General features: G+C 74.5%; 19 protein-coding genes and 1 other RNA gene. 17 read left to right on the top strand and 3 right to left on the bottom strand.

Going from position 1 to position 17,060, the window contains the following annotated elements; genetic code table 11:
* Nucleotides 1-6: 6 nt before the first annotated feature.
* The 5 genes from ACFEMC_RS16070 (at nt 7) to ACFEMC_RS16050 (ending at nt 5,220) form a co-directional block, all read left to right on the top strand.
* Nucleotides 7-1,698 carry a DUF2207 domain-containing protein gene (locus tag ACFEMC_RS16070; protein ID WP_380170569.1) on the top strand — a complete coding sequence of 564 codons (1,692 nt, stop codon included), beginning with the start codon at nt 7-9 and terminating at the stop codon, nt 1,696-1,698.
* A gap of 61 nt (nt 1,699-1,759) precedes the next feature.
* Nucleotides 1,760-2,125: a transfer-messenger RNA gene (ssrA, locus tag ACFEMC_RS16065) on the top strand.
* Between the two features lie 102 nt (nt 2,126-2,227).
* A complete protein-coding gene (locus ACFEMC_RS16060; protein WP_380170568.1) occupies nt 2,228-2,929 on the top strand; it encodes an ABC transporter ATP-binding protein in 702 nt (233 codons plus the stop codon).
* Entirely contained in the window at nt 2,926-4,242 is a 1,317-nt protein-coding gene (locus ACFEMC_RS16055) for a hypothetical protein (RefSeq protein ID WP_380170567.1), read from the top strand. The genes ACFEMC_RS16060 and ACFEMC_RS16055 overlap by 4 nt, the downstream gene beginning before the upstream one ends.
* 138 nt (nt 4,243-4,380) lie before the next feature.
* Entirely contained in the window at nt 4,381-5,220 is an 840-nt protein-coding gene (locus ACFEMC_RS16050; RefSeq protein WP_380170566.1) for a GGDEF domain-containing protein, read from the top strand.
* Here ACFEMC_RS16050 and ACFEMC_RS16045 read toward each other — a convergent pair.
* The gene (locus tag ACFEMC_RS16045) at nt 5,141-5,494 is read right to left on the bottom strand and encodes a hypothetical protein (RefSeq protein ID WP_380170565.1); all 354 of its coding nucleotides are present in this window, start codon (nt 5,492-5,494) and stop codon (nt 5,141-5,143) included. The genes ACFEMC_RS16050 and ACFEMC_RS16045 overlap by 80 nt on opposite strands.
* Before the next feature lie 67 nt (nt 5,495-5,561).
* On the opposite strand from ACFEMC_RS16045, the gene ACFEMC_RS16040 reads away from it, so the two are divergent.
* From ACFEMC_RS16040 to ACFEMC_RS16015, 6 genes are read left to right on the top strand one after another with little or no spacing between them, the layout of a single operon-like run.
* Entirely contained in the window at nt 5,562-6,140 is a 579-nt protein-coding gene (locus tag ACFEMC_RS16040) for a YqgE/AlgH family protein (protein WP_367639167.1), read from the top strand.
* A gap of 32 nt (nt 6,141-6,172) precedes the next feature.
* Nucleotides 6,173-6,484, top strand: coding sequence for a DUF3039 domain-containing protein (locus ACFEMC_RS16035; RefSeq protein WP_367639168.1), 312 nt, complete (start codon nt 6,173-6,175; stop codon nt 6,482-6,484).
* A gap of 1 nt (nt 6,485) precedes the next feature.
* Entirely contained in the window at nt 6,486-8,303 is a 1,818-nt protein-coding gene (locus ACFEMC_RS16030) for a DEAD/DEAH box helicase (protein ID WP_380170564.1), read from the top strand.
* Between the two features lie 9 nt (nt 8,304-8,312).
* A complete protein-coding gene (locus tag ACFEMC_RS16025) occupies nt 8,313-8,768 on the top strand; it encodes an SRPBCC family protein (protein WP_380170563.1) in 456 nt (151 codons plus the stop codon).
* A gap of 36 nt (nt 8,769-8,804) precedes the next feature.
* The gene (locus ACFEMC_RS16020; protein WP_380170562.1) at nt 8,805-9,263 is read left to right on the top strand and encodes a tellurite resistance TerB family protein; all 459 of its coding nucleotides are present in this window, start codon (nt 8,805-8,807) and stop codon (nt 9,261-9,263) included.
* Between the two features lie 21 nt (nt 9,264-9,284).
* On the top strand, nt 9,285-10,001 hold the full coding sequence (locus ACFEMC_RS16015) for an RDD family protein (RefSeq protein ID WP_380170561.1): 717 nt from the start codon (nt 9,285-9,287) through the stop codon (nt 9,999-10,001).
* Between the two features lie 14 nt (nt 10,002-10,015).
* Here the strand turns inward: ACFEMC_RS16015 and ACFEMC_RS16010 are convergent, their stop codons facing one another.
* Both ACFEMC_RS16010 and ACFEMC_RS16005 read right to left on the bottom strand, forming a co-directional pair.
* Nucleotides 10,016-10,633: a nicotinamidase gene (locus tag ACFEMC_RS16010; RefSeq protein ID WP_380170560.1), complete on the bottom strand. Its 618-nt coding sequence runs from the start codon at nt 10,631-10,633 to the stop codon at nt 10,016-10,018.
* Nucleotides 10,630-11,922 (bottom strand): nicotinate phosphoribosyltransferase, encoded by a 1,293-nt coding sequence (locus ACFEMC_RS16005; RefSeq protein ID WP_380170559.1) that lies wholly within the window; start codon nt 11,920-11,922, stop codon nt 10,630-10,632. The genes ACFEMC_RS16010 and ACFEMC_RS16005 overlap by 4 nt, the downstream gene beginning before the upstream one ends.
* A 40-nt stretch (nt 11,923-11,962) precedes the next feature.
* On the opposite strand from ACFEMC_RS16005, the gene clpS reads away from it, so the two are divergent.
* The 6 genes from clpS to ACFEMC_RS15975 all read left to right on the top strand — a co-directional run bounded on the left by clpS (nt 11,963) and on the right by ACFEMC_RS15975 (nt 16,999).
* Nucleotides 11,963-12,262, top strand: a complete 300-nt coding sequence (clpS, locus tag ACFEMC_RS16000) for an ATP-dependent Clp protease adapter ClpS (protein ID WP_367639174.1) — start codon at nt 11,963-11,965, stop codon at nt 12,260-12,262.
* Nucleotides 12,263-12,856, top strand: coding sequence for a DUF2017 domain-containing protein (locus ACFEMC_RS15995; RefSeq protein WP_380170558.1), 594 nt, complete (start codon nt 12,263-12,265; stop codon nt 12,854-12,856).
* Complete coding sequence (gene murI / locus ACFEMC_RS15990; RefSeq protein ID WP_380170557.1) at nt 12,853-13,689, top strand: glutamate racemase; 837 nt, start codon at nt 12,853-12,855, stop codon at nt 13,687-13,689. Before ACFEMC_RS15995 ends, murI begins: the two co-directional genes overlap by 4 nt.
* 379 nt (nt 13,690-14,068) lie before the next feature.
* On the top strand, nt 14,069-14,806 hold the full coding sequence (gene rph, locus ACFEMC_RS15985) for a ribonuclease PH (RefSeq protein ID WP_380170556.1): 738 nt from the start codon (nt 14,069-14,071) through the stop codon (nt 14,804-14,806).
* Nucleotides 14,803-15,444 (top strand): RdgB/HAM1 family non-canonical purine NTP pyrophosphatase, encoded by a 642-nt coding sequence (rdgB, locus tag ACFEMC_RS15980; protein ID WP_380170555.1) that lies wholly within the window; start codon nt 14,803-14,805, stop codon nt 15,442-15,444. Before rph ends, rdgB begins: the two co-directional genes overlap by 4 nt.
* 7 nt (nt 15,445-15,451) lie before the next feature.
* Nucleotides 15,452-16,999, top strand: a complete 1,548-nt coding sequence (locus ACFEMC_RS15975; protein ID WP_380170554.1) for a molybdopterin-dependent oxidoreductase — start codon at nt 15,452-15,454, stop codon at nt 16,997-16,999.
* The last annotated feature ends 61 nt before the right edge of the window (nt 17,000-17,060 follow it).

Here is a 17,060-nt window from a genome sequence, read left to right as displayed (position 1 = left end):
GCGCCGATGCGCACCGCACTGCTCGGCGCCGTCGGCGCGGCCCTGCTCGTCGCCGGCCCGCTGGCGGTCCCGGCGGCTGCGGACGACGGTGAGCGCATCGACCGTCTGAGCACCGAGCTCACGCTGGCCCGCGACGGGTCCCTGGCCGTGCGTGAGGAGATCACCTACGACTTCGGGTCCGACGGCCACCACGGCCTCGAACGCGTCCTGCCCGTCCGGGCGCGGTACGACCAGACGCACGACCGCAGCTACCCCGTCCGCGACCTGCGGGTGAGCAGTCCCACCGGTGCAGCGACGCAGGTGCAGAGCGAGCGCGACGGCGACCTGCTCGACGTCAGGATCGGCGACCCGGACCGCGACGACGTCACCGGACGTCAGACGTACGTCCTCACCTACACCGTCCCCGCGGTGGCGGACCGACGGCCCGACGGGTCGACGCAGATCGCCTGGGACGCCGTCGGTGCGGGGTGGCAGGTGCCGATCACCCGGGCCGACGTCGTCCTGCGGGCACCCGGCGACCTGCAGGACGTCCGCTGCTTCCGGGGGTCGGAGGGCAGCACCACCACGTGCGAGGTGCGGACCACAGGCGGCGAGGCGACGGCCACCGTGCAGGGCCTGGACGCCGAGGAGGGCGTCACCGTCTCCGCCGTCCCGGCGTCCGGTGCCGTGGACCCCGCGCCCCCGCTGCTGGTCGACACCTTCAGCCCGGCGCGGGCCTTCGCCGCCACGCCCGCCACCCTCGGCGGCACCGGTGCGGTCCTGCTGGCCGGCCTCGCGGTGGCTCTCGGCCTACGTCGCCGGACCCCACCCGCGGGCCCCGCGACGGTCGACGTCACGAGCCTGCCACCGGGGGTCGTGGGAGCCGTGGTGCACGGTCACGCGCGGGACGAGGACGTCGTCGCGACCCTGCTGCACCTGGCGGAGCGCGAGCACCTGACCATCGCCGAGGTGCCTGGCGACGACCCGGACGGTGCGACGGAGGACTGGGTGCTCGAGCGACGGACGACGACCGACAAGCCCTCCCGCGCCGAGCAGCGTCTGCTCGACACGGTCTTCGACGAGGGGGCCACGTCGACGACGCTGTCGGCCGTCCGCACCACCGCCCGGGCCGGCACCCAGCTCACCAAGGAATTCCTCGAGGACGACGCGGTGGCCCGCGGCTTGTTCACGTCCCGCCCGTCGCGGGTGGTCCTGCGGCGCCTCGGGGCGGGGCTCGCCGTCGCGGTGGCGGGCGTGCTCGTCACGGTGGCGCTCGCAGTCTGGACGTCGGCCGCGCTCGTCGGGCTCGCGGTCGTGGCCGTGGGTGTCCTCCTCGCCGTCGTGGCCACCGCCACGGCCGAACCGCGGACCGCGGCCGGTCGGGACGTGCGGGCGCGGGCCGCGGACTTCCGGGACGCCCTCGCCGGGGGTGTCGGTGACCGCTCGACCCGTCTCCTGCCGTACGCCGTCGCCCTCGGTGCGACGCAACGGTGGGCCGCCGGCTTCCGGGAGGCGCCGCCGTCGGCGCCGGCCTGGTACGCGGGGCGGGCCGCGAGCAGCTCGACCTTCAACGTCGGCCTCTTCGCGGGGACGATGGGCGGCTTCTCCGCCAGCACCTCCGACGCCCTCACGGCCGCTCCTCCCTCGACGGCGAGCACCTCCGGCGGGGCCTCCTACTCCGGCGGCGCCGCGGGCGGTGGCGGTGGCGGTTCCTGGTGACGAGCGGAATGCGTGCGACGGTCCCGCCGTTGCACGGTAAGCTGGACGCACAACTCAACATGGGGATGACAGGTTTCGACGTTGGTCGTCGAGCCAGGGGAAGCGGGTCGAGGATGCATGGTCATCTCGTCAACGATCCATGCAAACCAATAGGTGCCGATTCCAAGCGCACCGAGTTCGCCCTCGCCGCCTGAGCGAGTGCGACTCTGTCAGCCCGGGTGTGCTCCCGCCCCGGGTCCTGGCATCAGCTAGGGGGCTCACCTCTCACGGAGGTCGCGTACGTGAGAGGGACATCAAACGCGGCTGGGCCCGGCGATGACATGCCTGTGTGAGCATCGGGGCCGAGCAGACCGCTGAACAGGATGCACCCGGAGAAGCCCTGGTACCACGCTGACGGACGCGGGTTCGATTCCCGCCATCTCCACCACACCACCCGCCCGGGGGCGTACGCCCCCGGGCGGACGTGCGTCCGGTGGGTTCCGCCCGCGCTCCGACGCGGTGCGCGGGGCCCGCGCGGCAGGCTCGAGCCATGGACATCCTCACCGCCCGCGGTCTCGTCATGACCTACGGATCCACCCGCGCCCTCGACGGGGTCGACGTCCGCGTCGGCGCGGGGGAGTCCGTCGCCGTCATGGGCCCTTCCGGCTCGGGCAAGACCACCCTCCTCCACGTCCTCGCCGGCATCCTGCGCCCCACGGCCGGGGCTGTCGACCTCGCGGGCGCCGACCTGCTCGCCCTCTCCGACGCCCAGCGCACCAGACTGCGGCGCACCGACTTCGGGTTCGTCTTCCAGTCCGGTCAGCTCCTCTCGGAGCTGCCGGCGGAGGAGAACGCCGCCCTGCCGCTGCTGCTGGCGGGGGCTTCGCGCGCGGCTGCGACCGAGCGGGCCGGCGGATTGCTGCGCCGTCTCGGCCTGGCCGGGATGGAGCGGCGCCGCCCGGGGGAGCTGTCCGGCGGGCAGGCGCAGCGGGTGGCGATCGCGCGCGCCCTCGTGGGCAGTCCGAAGGTCGTCTTCGCCGACGAGCCGACCGGTGCGCTCGACCAGGCCACCGGCCGGGAGGTGCTGGACCTGCTGACGTCGGCGACCCGCGAGCACGGGGCCGCGCTCGTCGTCGTCACGCACGACGCGGGCGTCGCCCGCTGGTGCGACCGGACCATCGCGATGCGCGACGGCCGGGTGGTCTCCGAGTTCACCGCTCCCGCCACGTCCGCAGCGGGGGTGGCCCGGTGAGCGCTGTCCGCCTGTGGTGGTCCCTGGTCCGGCACACCCACGCCGAGACCCGGCTGCCGACGGTGCTCGCGGTCACGGCCTTCGGCGTCACGACGTGGGCGGTGCTGACCGTCGCGGGCGGGGTGCAGGCCTTCCAGGCGCGGGCCCAGCTGCCGGGCGCCGACCCGACGTACCCGTTCCTGTCGTGGGTCGCGGTGGCGCTGCTCGTCGTCCCGACTGCGACCCTCGGGGCCGCGGCCGCCCGCCTCACGATCGCCCGCCGCGACGAGCGGCTCTCGCGGCTGCGGCTCGCGGGTGCCACCAGCGCGCAGACCACCCTCGTCGCCCTCCTGGACGCCGGGGCGCAGGCCCTGGCCGGGGCGGTCGCCGGGGTCGCGCTCGCCGTGGCGACCCTCCCGGTCGTGGCCCAGCTGCGGTTCCAGGGCCGGACGTTCGACGTCGCCGAGCTGCGCCTGGGCGTCGTGCCGGTGCTCGCGACGGTCGCCGCGGTGCTCGCCGTCGCGCTGCTGTCCTGCCTGGTCAGCCTGCGACGCGTCGTCGTCACGCCGCTGGGCGTGGCGCAGCGGTTGCCGCAGGAGGGGCTCAGCTGGGTCCGCGTGCTGCCGGTCCTGGCCCTCGGGGCCGCCTTCGTCGCCGCCTTCAACGCGAGCAGCGTCCTCTTCGGGCTGGGCGCGGCCGTCGGGGTCCTCGTCCTCGTCGGGCTGCTGGCGGGCGCGTTCGCGCTCTTCAACCTCGTCGGCCCGCTGTTCGTCTCGCTGCTGGGACGCGTCCTGGCCGCCCGGGCGCGCAACGTCGAGACGCTGCTGGCCGCGCGGCGCATGGCCGAGGACCCGAGGTCGGTGTGGCGCAGCGTGGGGGGCATCTCGCTGGTCACCTTCGTGGCGGGCTGCCTCAGCGTCGTCCCGGGTCTGACCCAGGGGGAGGACGCGGCGGACCGACTCGCCGTCGACATCGGGACCGGGGCGGCGGTCACGCTCGTCATCTCCGCGGTGCTGGCGGCCGTCTCCACGGGCGTCACGCAGGCCTCGCGCGTGCTGGACTCCCGGTCCCGCTACCGGATGCTGCACCTGGCCGGGACCGACCTGGGCGTCCTGCACACCGCGCGGGCCCGGGAGACGTGGATCCCGCTCCTGGTGACGATGGGGGGAGCGGCGGCGCTCTCGCTCCTCGTGATCTCGCCGGTGCTGGGCCTGCTGCAGGCCGCGCCGGTGGGGGTGCTCTGGTTCCTCGGGTGCGCCGTCGTCGGCGCGGCGCTGGTGCTGCTGGCCGCGCGGGCCAGCCGGCCGCTCGTCGCGTCGTGCGCCTCTCGCTGAGTCATCGCCGGACACGCTGCGTCGCAGCGTGTCCGCCGTGTCGGCGATGATCCCGGACTCGGGCCGCACCGTGTGCCTGCGCCTCGTACGGTCTGTGGACACCGGCCGTCCGGGCCGGGGACGCGAGGGGGAACCGCAGTGCAGGACGCCGACTACCGGCGCCTCGTGGAGGACTCGCCGCTGGCGACGGTCCTGGTCGACCGCGGACCCTCGGGGTGGCGCGCCGCGTGGGCCAACCGCGCCGCCACGGACCTCTTCGACGGCCTGCTGGACCGGCCGTTGGCCGAGGTCGTGCACCCCGAGGACCTCGCCGACGTCGTCGCGACCCTGGACCGGGGGGCCCGCGACGACCGCACGGCCCACGAGTGGCGCTGGCGGGGCATGGACGGGCGCGACGTCACGGTCGAGGTGCTCGTCGGCGGCGGGACGCCCGACGGGGTGCTGAGCCTGTCGTGCTGGGACGTCACCCAGCACGTCGAGCGGACCCGCGACCTCGCCCACCGGGCCACGCACGACCGGCTGACCGGGCTGCCCACGCGGGAGCTGTTCGAGGACCGGTGGGAGCTCGCCCGCTCACGGGCGCGCCGCAGCGGGGCCGTCCCCGTCGTGGCCTTCTGCGACGTCGACGACCTCAAGCAGCTGAACGACGAGCACGGTCACCTCGTCGGCGACCAGGCCCTCGTCCGCATCGCCGGCCGCCTGGCCGGCACGTCGCGCGCGGGGGACACCGTCGCGCGCTTCGGCGGGGACGAGTTCGTGGTGCTCGTCGAGGCCGGCGACGTCGACCCGGGAGCCCTGGGCCGGCGGCTGCGCGAGGCCGTCGCCGACGTGCCCCTCGAGCTGCCCGACCACCGCGCCGTGCCCGTGCGCTGCAGCGTCGGTCTCGTCCAGGACGACCTCACGCGCTCGACGGCCGAGGTCCTCGCGAGCGCCGACCGTCGCATGTACGAGGAGAAGCGGCGCCACCGCCACGACTGAGGCGCGTCCGCAGCCGCCGGTGCCCGAGGACGAGGCCGAGCTCGTGCAGGCGGCCGAGCCGGACGTGCTCGACGAGCGTCTGCACTTCGGCGGCGGTGAAGCCGCCGCCGTACCAGAGCAGCGTGCCGTCCGTGGCCAGCCCGAGCTGGGCGCCGGCCACCGGGGGCGGGCTGTCGAGCGCCACGAGCACGCCGTCGGGGGTGCGGCGGACGGCGGGACGGAGCCGGGCGAGCAGTCCGACCTCCTCGGCGGGGACCAGCAGCCAGGTGTTCACGCCCCGACTGTAGAGAACGATTCTCACTACGCCAAGGCGGGTGGCGCCCCGGTGCCATGATGAACGGGTGAGCGAGACCGCGAGCCTGACGGGGCGCCTGCTGCTGGCGACCCCGTCGCTGAGCGACCCCAACTTCTCCCGCTCGGTCGTGCTCGTCCTCAACCACGACGAGGACGGCGCCCTCGGGGTCGTCGTCAACCGTCCGCTCGACGTCGACGTCGCCGTCGTCCTGCCGAGCTGGCAGCCCTTCGCCACCGCCCCCGGCAAGCTCTTCCAGGGCGGGCCCGTCGCGCTGGACTCCGCCCTCGGCCTGGTCGCCGTCCCCGGCGACCGCCCCGACCCCGCCGGCGTCCGGCGCGTCTTCGGCTCCGTGGGCCTCGGCTCGGTGGGCCTGGTCGACCTCGACACGCCGCCGGAGACCATCGTCGACGAGCTGGCCGGGCTGCGGATCTTCGCGGGGTACGCCGGGTGGAGCGCGGCTCAGCTCGAGGGCGAGATCGCCGAGGGTGCCTGGTTCGTGCTGCCGGCCGAGGCCCGCGACGCGTTCTGCGACGCTCCGGAGGCCCTGTGGGGGGACGTCCTGCGCCGCCAGGGCGGGGACCTCGCGCTCGTCGCGAGCTTCCCGCGCGACGTGTCCATGAACTGAGCCCCCCACCGCGGACAAGTACGCTTGCGGGCATGAGCTCGCCGACCGACGACCCGTTCCAGACCCAGCCCACGGCGCCCGCGGCCCCGTCGCGCACCGCGGTGCTGGACCGCGAGGAGCAGGTCGAGGAGCAGGCGTCCCCGGGGGACCACGAGCGCTTCGCGCACTACGTCAAGAAGGAGAAGATCATGGAGTCCGCCCTCTCGGGCGACCCCGTGATCGCGTTGTGCGGCAAGGTGTGGGTGCCCGGCCGCGACCCCAAGCGGTTCCCCGTCTGCCCCACCTGCAAGGAGATCTACGAGTCCCTTTCCGGTGGCGGCAAGGGCGGCGACGACAAGTCCTGACGTGAGCACGACCGACCACGAACCCCAGCTCGCCCTCTCCGGCACCGTCCCCGGTCCCGTCGTCGACGCCCCCGGCGTCCCGGCGGCCCGCCCCCTGCGGGCGTGGCAGAACGCGGCGCTGGAGAAGTACTTCGACCCCGAGCGCGAGGAACCGGCCGACTACCTCGTCACGGCGACCCCGGGCGCGGGCAAGACGACCTTCGCCCTGGCCCTCGCGCGGCGGCTGCTCGACACCCGCCGGGTGGACCGCGTCGTCGTCGTCGCCCCGACCGACCACCTGCGCACGCAGTGGGCCGAGGCCGCGCACCGCGCCGGCATCGAGCTCGACCCCACGATGACGAACGCCGTCGGGCCCGTGCGCCCCGACATGAAGGGCTACGTCACGACGTACGCCCAGGTCGCGGGGCACCCGATGCTGCACCGCGCCCGGGCCACCGCCAAGCGCTCCCTCGTCGTCATGGACGAGATCCACCACGCCGGCGACGGGCTGTCGTGGGGCGACGCCGTCTTCGAGGCCTTCGGCGACGCGCGCCGCCGGCTGTCGCTGACGGGGACCCCGTTCCGCACCAAGGTCGACGAGCGCATCCCGTTCGTCGCCTACGTCGAGGACGACTCGGTGGAGTCCGAGGGCGGGCTGAAGAGCGTCGCCGACTTCACGTACGGCTACAAGGACGCCCTCGCCGACGGCGTCGTGCGGCCCGTCGTCTTCGCCGCCTACACCGGGGTCTCGCGCTGGCGGAACTCCGCCGGCGAGGTCGTCGCCGCCTCCCTGTCCGACGCCACGACGAAGTCGGTGGAGTCGCTGGCCTGGAAGACCGCGCTCGACCCGCGCGGCGACTGGGTCCCGCACGTCATCGCCGCGATGGACGAGCGGCTGAACCACCTGCGCGAGCACGGCATGCACGACGCCGCGGGCCTGGTGCTGGCCTCGGACCAGGACGACGCCCGCGCCTACGCCAAGATCGTCCAGCGCGTCACGGGCGAGAAGCCGGTGCTCGTCCTGTCCGACGACCCCAAGGCGTCGCAGAAGATCTCCGAGTTCGCCGAGTCCGACCAGCGCTTCGTCGTCTGCGTCCGGATGATCTCCGAGGGCGTCGACGTCCCCCGGGCCGCCTGCCTGGCGTGGATGACCTCCTACCGGACCCCGCTGTTCTTCGCCCAGGCCGTCGGCCGCGTGGTCCGTTCCCGGGTCCCGGGGGAGTCCGCGACCGTCTTCCTGCCCGCCGTCCGCCCGCTGCTGGCCCTGGCCGCGGAGATGGAGAGCGACCGCAACCACGTCATCCCGCCGCCGGCGTCGGTCACCTCCGACGAGGTCGACGAGGGCGGGCTGGACCTGCTGCCCCCGCCCGAACGGGAGCCGGGGGAGAAGAAGGAGTACGAGGCCCTCGAGGCCCAGGCCGAGTTCGCCCACGTCCTGCACGGCGGGAAGGCGCTCACGGGTGGGGACCTGCCCCCCGTCAGCGTCGAGGAGGAGGACTACCTCGGGCTGCCCGGGTTGCTCTCACCGGAGCAGACCGCCGCGCTGCTGGCCCAGCGCGACGCCGAGATCCGCAAGCGCACGGCCCGTCCCGTCGAGGAGGCCCAGGCCGAGGGGGAGGCCGGTCCGGCCGAACCCGAGCAGGAGGACGCCACCTGGCACACGGCGGCGCTGCTGCGCAAGGAGATCCACGGCCTCGTCGGCCGGGTCGCCGCGGGCCGGGCCATGCCGCACGCGTCGGTGTACTCCAAGCTGCGCTCCGCGGTCCCCGGACCGCCGTCCGCGTCGGCCTCCGTCGACGTCCTGCGCCGACGCCGGGACCACCTGCTGTCCATGGTCTAGGTTGCTGAGGTGCCCGAGATCGTCCAGCGGACCATGGTCCGCGCCCCCCTCGCCGAGGTCTTCGAGATGTCCCTCGACCTGGACGTCGAACGGGTGGCGGGCCGCCGCTTCAAGGTCCGGGCGGTCGAGGGGGCGGGCCGGACGAGCGGCCGGATCGCGCTGGGGGAGAAGGTCCAGTGGCGGTTGCGGATCCTCGGGTTCCCCGTGACGCACACCTCGCACATCACCGAGCTCGAGCGGCCCCGGCGGTTCGTCGACGAGATGGCCGCGGGGGCGTTCGAACGCTTCCGGCACGAGCACACGTTCGAGGTCGAGGGCCCGGGCATGACGATCATGACCGACCGGATGTCCTGGAGCTCCCCGTTCGGGCCGCTCGGCCGCGTGGCCGACGTCCTGTTCGTGCGGCGGACCCTGCGCCAGCTGCTGGCCGACCGCAACTCCGAGATCGTCCGCCGCTTCAGCTGAGTGGAACCGCCCGTGCGCGGTGTCCGTTGCCCCGGCATGGGATTCCTGGACAACCTGAAGAGCAAGGGCCTCCTGGCGGGCGACCAGCTCAAGACCAAGGTCGGGCAGTTCAAGAGCAAGGACTTCGCCGAGGCCAGCATGGCCACCTGCGCGCTCATCGCCGCCGCCGACGGCAGCATCGAGCCGGAGGAGCGCCAGAAGACGGCGGCCTTCATCGCCAGCAACGACGTCCTGTCCGTCTTCAACGCCGGTGACCTGCGCGAGTCCTTCGACAAGTGGTGCGGCAAGCTCAGCGCCGACTACGACTTCGGCAAGATCGAGGCGCTGCAGGCCGTCGGCAAGCTGCGCAGCAAGCCCGACCAGGCCCGCGCCGTCGTCCAGGTGGGCGTCGTCATCGGGGGCGCCGACGGGGACTTCGACCCCACCGAGCGCAAGGCCGTCCGCGAGATCTGCCAGGCCGTGGGCATCGACCCGGCCGAGTTCGGCGTGGCCTGAGCACCTGGCAGGCTTCGGACCATGAGCACGCCCCCCGGGTGGTACCCCGACCCGTCCGACCCGCGCAGCACCGACCTGCGCTGGTGGGACGGGTCGCGGTGGACCGACCACGTCCACGCCCAGCAGCAGGCCCCGTCGCTGACGAAGGCGCCCACGAACCCCTACGCCGGCCCGCAGCAGCACTACCCGGAGTACCCGCCGTCGCAGTACCCGGCGCCCGGGGTCAAGGCCATCGCGACGCCGGACGGGCAGGCCCTCGGCGGGCTGGGGTGGCGGCTGCTGGCGCGGATCGTGGACTACGTCCTCGTCTCGGTCATCGCCACGATCGCCGGCTGGGCTCCGCTGCAGACGCTGACGAGCCTGATGGACACCGCCGTGCAGTCCCTGATGGCGGGCAACACGCAGGCCTACGTCGACCAGGTCGGCCTGGCGACGCAGAGCAGCGCCCTGCGCACCTTCACGTTCGTCTACCTCGCCGTCAGCGCGGTCTACACCGTCCTGACCCTGCGCTTCTACGGCGCGACGCCGGGGAAGGCGCTGTTCCGCCTGCGCGTCCGGGACTGGAACCGCCCCGGTCACCCGGGCTGGCTGCAGTGCATCTCGCGCTGGGTCGGCTGCGACATGCTCGGCCAGATCATCCCGCTGTACCTGCTGCTGGACTTCCTCTGGCCCTGCTGGGACCAGCGCAAGCAGGCCCTGCACGACAAGCTGGCCCGCACGGTGGTCGTGCGGCGCTGACGGTGCAGCGCTGATCAGCCCTCGAGCACGGGGTCCCCGACGAGGGCGACCCCGTGCTCGCGCAGTTCGGCCAGGGCCGCCTCGACGGTGGCGGCCGAGATCCCGGCCGTCAGCCCGAGCAGCACGGTCGTGCGGAAGCCGGCGCGGGCCGCGTCCAGCGCTGTGGCGCGCACGCAGTGGTCGGTCGCCAGCCCGACGACGTGGACGTCGTCGACCCCCTTGCCCCGCAACCAGTCCGCGAGACCCGTGTCCAGCTCCCCGCCCTCGGGCGTGACGGTGGTGGACACCCCCTCGAACCCGGAGTAGGCCGCGGCGTACTGCCCCTTGCGGAACACGGCCTCCACCCGGGCGGTGTCGAGGTCGTCGTGCAGCAGCGCGCCGGTCGAGCCGGCCCGGCAGTGCGGCGGCCAGGTGTCGACGAAGTCCGGGGTGTCGGAGAAGTGCGTCCCGGGGTCGATGTGGAAGTCCTGCGTCGCGACGACGTGCTCGTAGGCGATGCCCCGGCCGTCGCCGGTGTCGCGGGCCAGCAGCTGGCTGATGGCGCGGGCGACCTCGTCGCCGCCCGCGACGGCGAGCGCCCCACCGGGGCAGAAGTCGTTCTGGACGTCGACGACGACGAGTGCGCGCGTCACCGGGCCACCTCCCGCTCCGAGGCCAGGACGGTGGTGGGGATGGCCGGGTCGCCCTTGGACAGCGCGAGCCCGTCCCAGGGCAGGGTGACCAGCGCGCGCCGCAGGTGCTCGCGGGAGGCCTGCAGGTCCGGCAGGTCGTCGACCCGTTCGCCGCCGGAGACCATCGGCACCTGCAGCGGCCGGTCGTTCGGCTCGCGCGGCGGGGTGAACCCGACGCCGAGGACCTCGTCGGTCGCGGTGCCGGTCGGCCGGTGCCGCCGGACGGCGGTCTTGCGCCCGCCCTGCGTCACCTTCGACGTCGAGCGCTTCGCGACCGGTCGGCCGTCCACCTCGACGAGCTTGTAGACCAGCCCCGCGGTCGGCGCCCCGGACCCCGTCACGAGCGAGGTGCCGACGCCGTACCCGTCGACGGGTGCGGCGCGCAGGGCGGCGAGGGCGTACTCGTCGAGGTCGCCGGAGACGACGATGCGGGTCCCGGTGGCGCCCAGGGAGTCCAGCTGCGCGCGCGCCTGGACGGCGAGCACCTCCAGGTCGCCGGAGTCGATGCGCACGGCGCCGAGCTGCGGCCCGGCGACCTCGACGGCCGTGGCGATGCCGGCGGTGATGTCGTAGGTGTCGACGAGCAGCGTCGTCCCGACGCCGAGCGCGTCGACCTGGGCGCGGAAGGCCTCGGCCTCGGTGTCGTGCAGCAGCGTGAAGGCGTGCGCGGACGTCCCCGACGTCGGGATCCCGTAGGACGCCCCGGCCTGCAGGTTGGACGTGGAGGTGAACCCCGCGAGGTAGGCCGCGCGGGAGGCGGCGACGGCGGCGTGCTCGTGGGTGCGGCGCGAGCCCATCTCGATGAGGGGGCGCTCCCCGGCGGCCTGCGCCATCCGGGCCGCGGCGGCGGCGATGGCGCAGTCGTGGTTGAGGATCGAGAGCACGACCGTCTCGAGCACCACCGCCTCGGCGAAGGTCCCGGTGACGGTGAGGATCGGGGAACCGGGGAACCACAGCTCGCCCTCGGCGTACCCCTCGATGGACCCGGAGAAGCGGTAGCGGGCCAGCCAGTCGAGCGTCCGGTCGTCCAGGACCCCGCGCAGCCCGGTCAGCAGGTCGGGGTCGAAGGTGAAGTCGCGCACCGCGTCCAGGACGCGGGCGGTGCCGGCGACCACGCCGTACCGCCGTCCGTCCGGCAGCCGCCGGCCGAAGACCTCGAACGTGCAGGCCCGGTCGCCGGTCCCGTCGGACAGCGCGGCCTGCAGCATCGTCAGCTCGTAGTGGTCCGTCAGCAGGGCGGTGCTCACCATGCAGCGAATCTAGCCACGTCCGGTTGCCTAGACTGCACGGGTGTCCGTCGTCCTGACCGCTCCCACCGAGCTCGAGCGTCCGGAAGCCGACCTCACCACCAGCCCGGACACCCCGTGGGTCACCCTCGTGTGGAACGACCCGGTGAACCTCATGTCCTACGTGACGTACGTCTTCCGCACCCACTTCGGGTACTCCGAGGCCAAGGCGGAGGCGCTCATGATGGACGTGCACCAGAAGGGACGTGCCGTGGTGAGCTCCGGCACGCGGGAGTCCATGGAACGCGACGTCGAGGCGATGCACGGCTACGGCCTGTGGGCGACCTTGCAGAAGGACGAGTGAGTGGCCACCTTCCGACGGTCCCGGCACGGCCTGTTCTCCCTCACGCTGCACGTCTCCGAGGCCGACCTCCTCGCCTCCCTCGCGCGCGAGGTCGTCGAGCTCCTCGAGGTGCCCGAGCCCCCGGTGCGCCGGGTCGACCCGCTGGCGGCCGAGCTCGGGCTCGAGGACCTGCCCCGGTTCGAGGACGTCCCCGACCTCGGCGCCGACGGTCCGACGACGGCGCCGGAGGACGAGGTCCTGCAGCGGCTGCTGCCCAACGCCTACGCCGCCGACGACCCGCAGGCCTCGGCGGACTTCCGCCGCTTCACCGAACGCGGGCTGCGCGAACGCAAGGCCGCCGCCGCGCGGGCCATGCTGGCCACGCTGGGCCCCGTCGTGGGGCAGGGCGGGCGCGTCCAGCTCGACGCCGACGGGGCCCGGACGTGGCTCGTGGCGCTCAACGACATCCGCCTCGCCCTCGGCACCCGCCTCGGTGTCAGCGACGACCACGACGCCTACGCCGACCTCGCCGAGGACGACCCCGCCCGGTGGGCGTGGGCCGTGTACGACTTCACCACCCACCTACAGGAGACGCTCGTGAGGTCCCTCTCGTGACCGCCGACCGGGAACTGCCGGTCGGCGTCTTCGACTCCGGCGTGGGCGGGCTCACGGTCGCCCGCGCGGTGCTCGACCAGCTGCCGCACGAGTCCGTGCACTACGTGGGGGACACCGCGCACGCCCCCTACGGGCCCAAGCCGATCGCCGAGGTGCGCCGGCTCGCGCTCGACGTCCTCGACCGGCTCGTGGAGTCGGGCGTGAAGATGCTCGTCATCGCCTGCAACTCCGCCTCGGCGGCCATGCTCCGCGACGCCCGCGAGCGCTACGACGTCCCCGTCGTGGAGGTCATCCAGCCGGCCGTGCGCCGGGCCGTGCGGGCCACCCGCAACGGCCGCGTCGGGGTCATCGGCACCCGGGCGACCATCTCCTCGCGCGCCTACGAGGACGCGTTCGCCGCCGCGCCGCACCTGGCGCTGACGACGGCGGCGTGCCCGGCCTTCGTCGAGTTCGTCGAGCGCGGGGTGACGAGCGGGCCGGAGCTGCTGACGGCGGCGCGGGAGTACCTGGCGCCGGCGATCGCAGCCGACGTCGACACGCTCGTCCTGGGCTGCACGCACTACCCGCTGCTCATGGCGGTGCTGCGCAGCGTCGTCGGTGACGACGTCACCCTCGTCTCCAGCGCGGAGGAGACGGCGTTCGACGTCTACCGCGAGCTCGCGGCGCGCGAGCTGCTGCGGCCGGACGACCTGCCGCAGCCGCGGCACCGGTTCACCTCGACGGGCGACGCCCGCGCGTTCCGCCTTCTGGCGCAACGGTTCCTGGGGCCCCAGCTGGGACCGCAGCTGGTCGACGTCGACGAGACCGGTCCGCTCTACCTCGGCGCACTCTGAGCATCGGCCCCCGCTCGGCGGGGGCCGGGGCCACCGTCCAGCGCGCGGACGCCGCGACGGCCTGGCTGCGGGCGCCGTCGGTGAACTCCAGGACGACGCGGCGCAGGGGCCCGGTGCGGTGCACCGCGGCGACCTCGCGCACCATCGTGCGGGACAGCGGTCGGGGACTCCACCGCAGCGGACGCAGGACCACACCCTCGTGGTCGGCGAGGCCGGTGACGACGCGGTCACCGGGCACCAGTGCCGCCGTCGAACGTCGAGACATGGGGCCCAGCATGGACCCCCGCGGGCCGTCGTGGGGCCACGTTCACGCAACGGCCACGCGTTGCGACGCAGGGTGTTCCGAGCGCCACGTCCTGTGATCGGTCACACTGGGGGAGTGACCAGCACCCCCGCCCGCGCCGACGGCCGCGCCGCCGACGAGCTGCGCCCCGTGACCATCACCCGCAACTGGCTCGACCACGCCGAGGGCAGCGTCCTCGTGGAGTTCGGCCGCACCCGGGTCCTGTGCGCGGCCTCCTTCACCGAGGGCGTCCCGCGCTGGCGCAAGGGGTCCGGGCAGGGCTGGGTGACCGCGGAGTACGCGATGCTCCCGCGCTCGACGAACACCCGCAGCGACCGCGAGTCCGTCAAGGGCAGGATCGGCGGCCGCACCCACGAGATCTCGCGTCTCATCGGTCGCAGCCTGCGCGCCGTCGTCGACACGGGCCAGCTGGGGGAGAACACGATCGTCCTGGACTGCGACGTCCTGCAGGCCGACGGCGGGACCCGCACGGCCGCGATCACGGGCGCCTACGTGGCGCTCGCGGACGCGATCTCCTGGGCCCGCGGCCAGGGCATCGTCAAGGCGTCGAAGCAGCCGCTCACCGGCTCCGTCTCGGCCATCAGCGTCGGCGTCGTCGACGGGGTGCCCGTCCTGGACCTGCCGTACGTCGAGGACGTGCGCGCCGAGACGGACATGAACGTCGTCGTGACCGGCGACGGGAAGTTCGTCGAGGTGCAGGGGACCGCCGAGGGCGCGCCGTTCGACCGGGCCGAGCTCGACGCCCTGCTCGACCTCGCGCTCACGGGGACCACGAGACTCGCTGCGCTGCAGGCGGAGGCGCTCGCCCGATGAGCCGTGTCGTGCTCGCCACCCGCAACGCGCACAAGGTGGGGGAGCTGCGGGCGGTCCTCGCGCCCCTGCTGCCCGACGTCGAGGTGCTGACCGTCGACGCGTTCGACGACGTGCCCGAGGTCGCCGAGATCGAGGTGACCTTCGCGGGCAACGCGCTGCTCAAGGCGCGCGCCGTCGCGGACGCCACCGGCCTGCCCGCGATCGCCGACGACTCCGGCATCGCCGTCGACGTCCTGGGCGGGGCGCCGGGCATCTTCTCGGCCCGCTGGGCCGGGCGGCACGGTGACGACGTGGCGAACCTGGAGCTGCTGCTCGCCCAGATCGCGGACGTCCCCGCGCAGCACCGCGGCGGCGCCTTCGTCTGCGCCGCCGCCCTGGCCCTGCCCGACGGGACGAGCGCGGTGCGGGAGGGACGCTCGCGCGGGACGATCACGACGGCCCCGGCCGGCGCCGGCGGCTTCGGCTACGACCCCTGCTTCGTGCCCGAGGGGGCGGACCGCACGCTCGCCGAGCACACGGCCGAGGAGAAGAACGCGATCAGCCACCGCGGGCGCGCGTTCCGGGCCCTGGCCCCGGTCGTGGTCGACGTTCTCGCAGGTCGACCCATCCACGGCGGGACCGGCTCCGAAGGCCTGTGACGTGGGGGTGCACGGGACACCGCGCGCGGACGGGCCGGAGGGGAACCACCGGGCCGGTCGGCTGCTGGCCGCCTGGTCCGGGGTGCTCGCCGCAGCCCTCACCCTCGGCGTGGGGCAGCTGGTCGCGGGGATCGTCTCCCCGTCGGCCGCTCCCCTCGTCGTCGTCGGGGACGCCGTCGTCGACGCCGTCCCGGCCCCCGTCAAGGAGTGGGCGGTCCGGTCGTTCGGCACGTCCGACAAGACCGTCCTGCTCGCGACCACGGCCGTGCTGCTCGCGCTGCTGGCGGCGGGCGCGGGGCTGCTGGCCCGGCGCCGGCTGCGCGCCGGCGTCGCCGTCGTCGCCGCGCTGGGTGCCGTCGGTGTCGTCGCCGCGGCGACCCGACCCGACGCCACCGCCCTGACGCCGTTGCCCTCGCTCCTCGGCACCCTCGCGGGCGCCTACGCGCTCGTCCTCCTCGTCCGCCGGGTGCCGGCGACCACCGACCCCGCCCGTCGCGCCCTGCTGCTCGGCGGCACGGGCGCCGCGGCCGCCCTCACCGGCGGTGGCGGTCAGGTCCTCGTGTCGGCCCGCAGTGCCGAGATCTCCCGCGACGCCGTCGTGCTGCCGGCCCCCGCCGACCCCGCGCCCGCCCTGCCGGCCGGCCTCGACCCGGCGGCCGAGGTCGCCGAGGGCCTGACCCGGTACGCCACCGGCACCGCGGACTTCTACCGGATCGACACCGCCCTCGTGGTCCCCGACCTGCGCGCCGAGGACTGGTCGCTGCGCGTGCACGGGATGGTCGAGCGGGAGCTCACGCTGGACTTCGCCACGCTGCTGGCCAGACCGCTGCGCGAGCGCTGGGTGACCCTGACGTGCGTGAGCAACGAGGTCGGCGGGGACTACGTCGGCAACGCTCGCTGGCTCGGCTACCCCGTGGCCGACCTGCTGGCCGAGGCCGGCGTCCGCGCGGGCGCGGACATGGTCTACGCGACGAGCACCGACGGGTTCACGCTGTCCGCGCCCCTGGCCGAGCTCACCGACGGCCGGGACGCGCTGCTGGCGGTCGGCATGGACGGCGAACCCCTCCCGCGCGAGCACGGGTTCCCGGTCCGCCTCGTCGTCCCCGGCCTGTACGGCTACGTCTCGGCCTGCAAGTGGGTCGTGGACCTGGAGCTCACGACGTTCGCGGCGAAGACCGCGTACTGGACCGACCGCGGCTGGGCCGAGCGCGGGCCGGTCAAGACGGCCTCGCGCATCGACGTCCCGCGGGGTTCGGCGACCGTCCGGCGCGGCCGCGTCCCCGTCGCGGGGGTCGCGTGGGCCCAGCACCGCGGCATCTCGCGCGTCGAGGTGCGCGTCGACGAGGGGGAGTGGCGGCAGGCGCGCGTCCTGCCCTCGGCGTCGGCGGACACCTGGTGCCAGTGGGTCTTCGACTGGGACGCGCAGGAGACCGGGACGCACACGCTGCAGGTCCGTGCGACCGACGGGACCGGGACGCCGCAGACGGACGTCGTGGCCGCGCCCGTCCCGGACGGCGCCAGCGGGTACCCCTCCGTCAGCGTCCGGGTCGAGTGAGGCGCGTCACACATCCACGGGGCCTCCCGCCACGAACACCTCCTGACAGGCGGAGCGGAGG

This window comes from Kineococcus sp. DHX-1, assembly GCF_042473625.1.
Lineage (GTDB): Bacteria > Actinomycetota > Actinomycetes > Actinomycetales > Kineococcaceae > Kineococcus.
Note: the sequence above shows the minus strand (reverse complement) of the source record. Positions and strands in the feature narration are given on the sequence as shown.

Excerpts from the sequence above, each read along its gene's own strand:
- rdgB (WP_380170555.1), top strand. The coding sequence starts at position 14,803 with ATGAGCCGTGTCGTGCTCGCCACCCGCAACGCGCACAAGGTGGGGGAG.
- ACFEMC_RS16035 (WP_367639168.1), top strand. The coding sequence starts at position 6,173 with ATGAGCTCGCCGACCGACGACCCGTTCCAGACCCAGCCCACGGCGCCC.
- ACFEMC_RS16070 (WP_380170569.1), top strand. The coding sequence starts at position 7 with ATGCGCACCGCACTGCTCGGCGCCGTCGGCGCGGCCCTGCTCGTCGCC.
- ACFEMC_RS16020 (WP_380170562.1), top strand. The coding sequence starts at position 8,805 with ATGGGATTCCTGGACAACCTGAAGAGCAAGGGCCTCCTGGCGGGCGAC.
- ACFEMC_RS16060 (WP_380170568.1), top strand. The coding sequence starts at position 2,228 with ATGGACATCCTCACCGCCCGCGGTCTCGTCATGACCTACGGATCCACC.
- ACFEMC_RS16005 (WP_380170559.1), bottom strand. The coding sequence starts at position 11,922 with ATGGTGAGCACCGCCCTGCTGACGGACCACTACGAGCTGACGATGCTG.
- ACFEMC_RS16015 (WP_380170561.1), top strand. The coding sequence starts at position 9,285 with ATGAGCACGCCCCCCGGGTGGTACCCCGACCCGTCCGACCCGCGCAGC.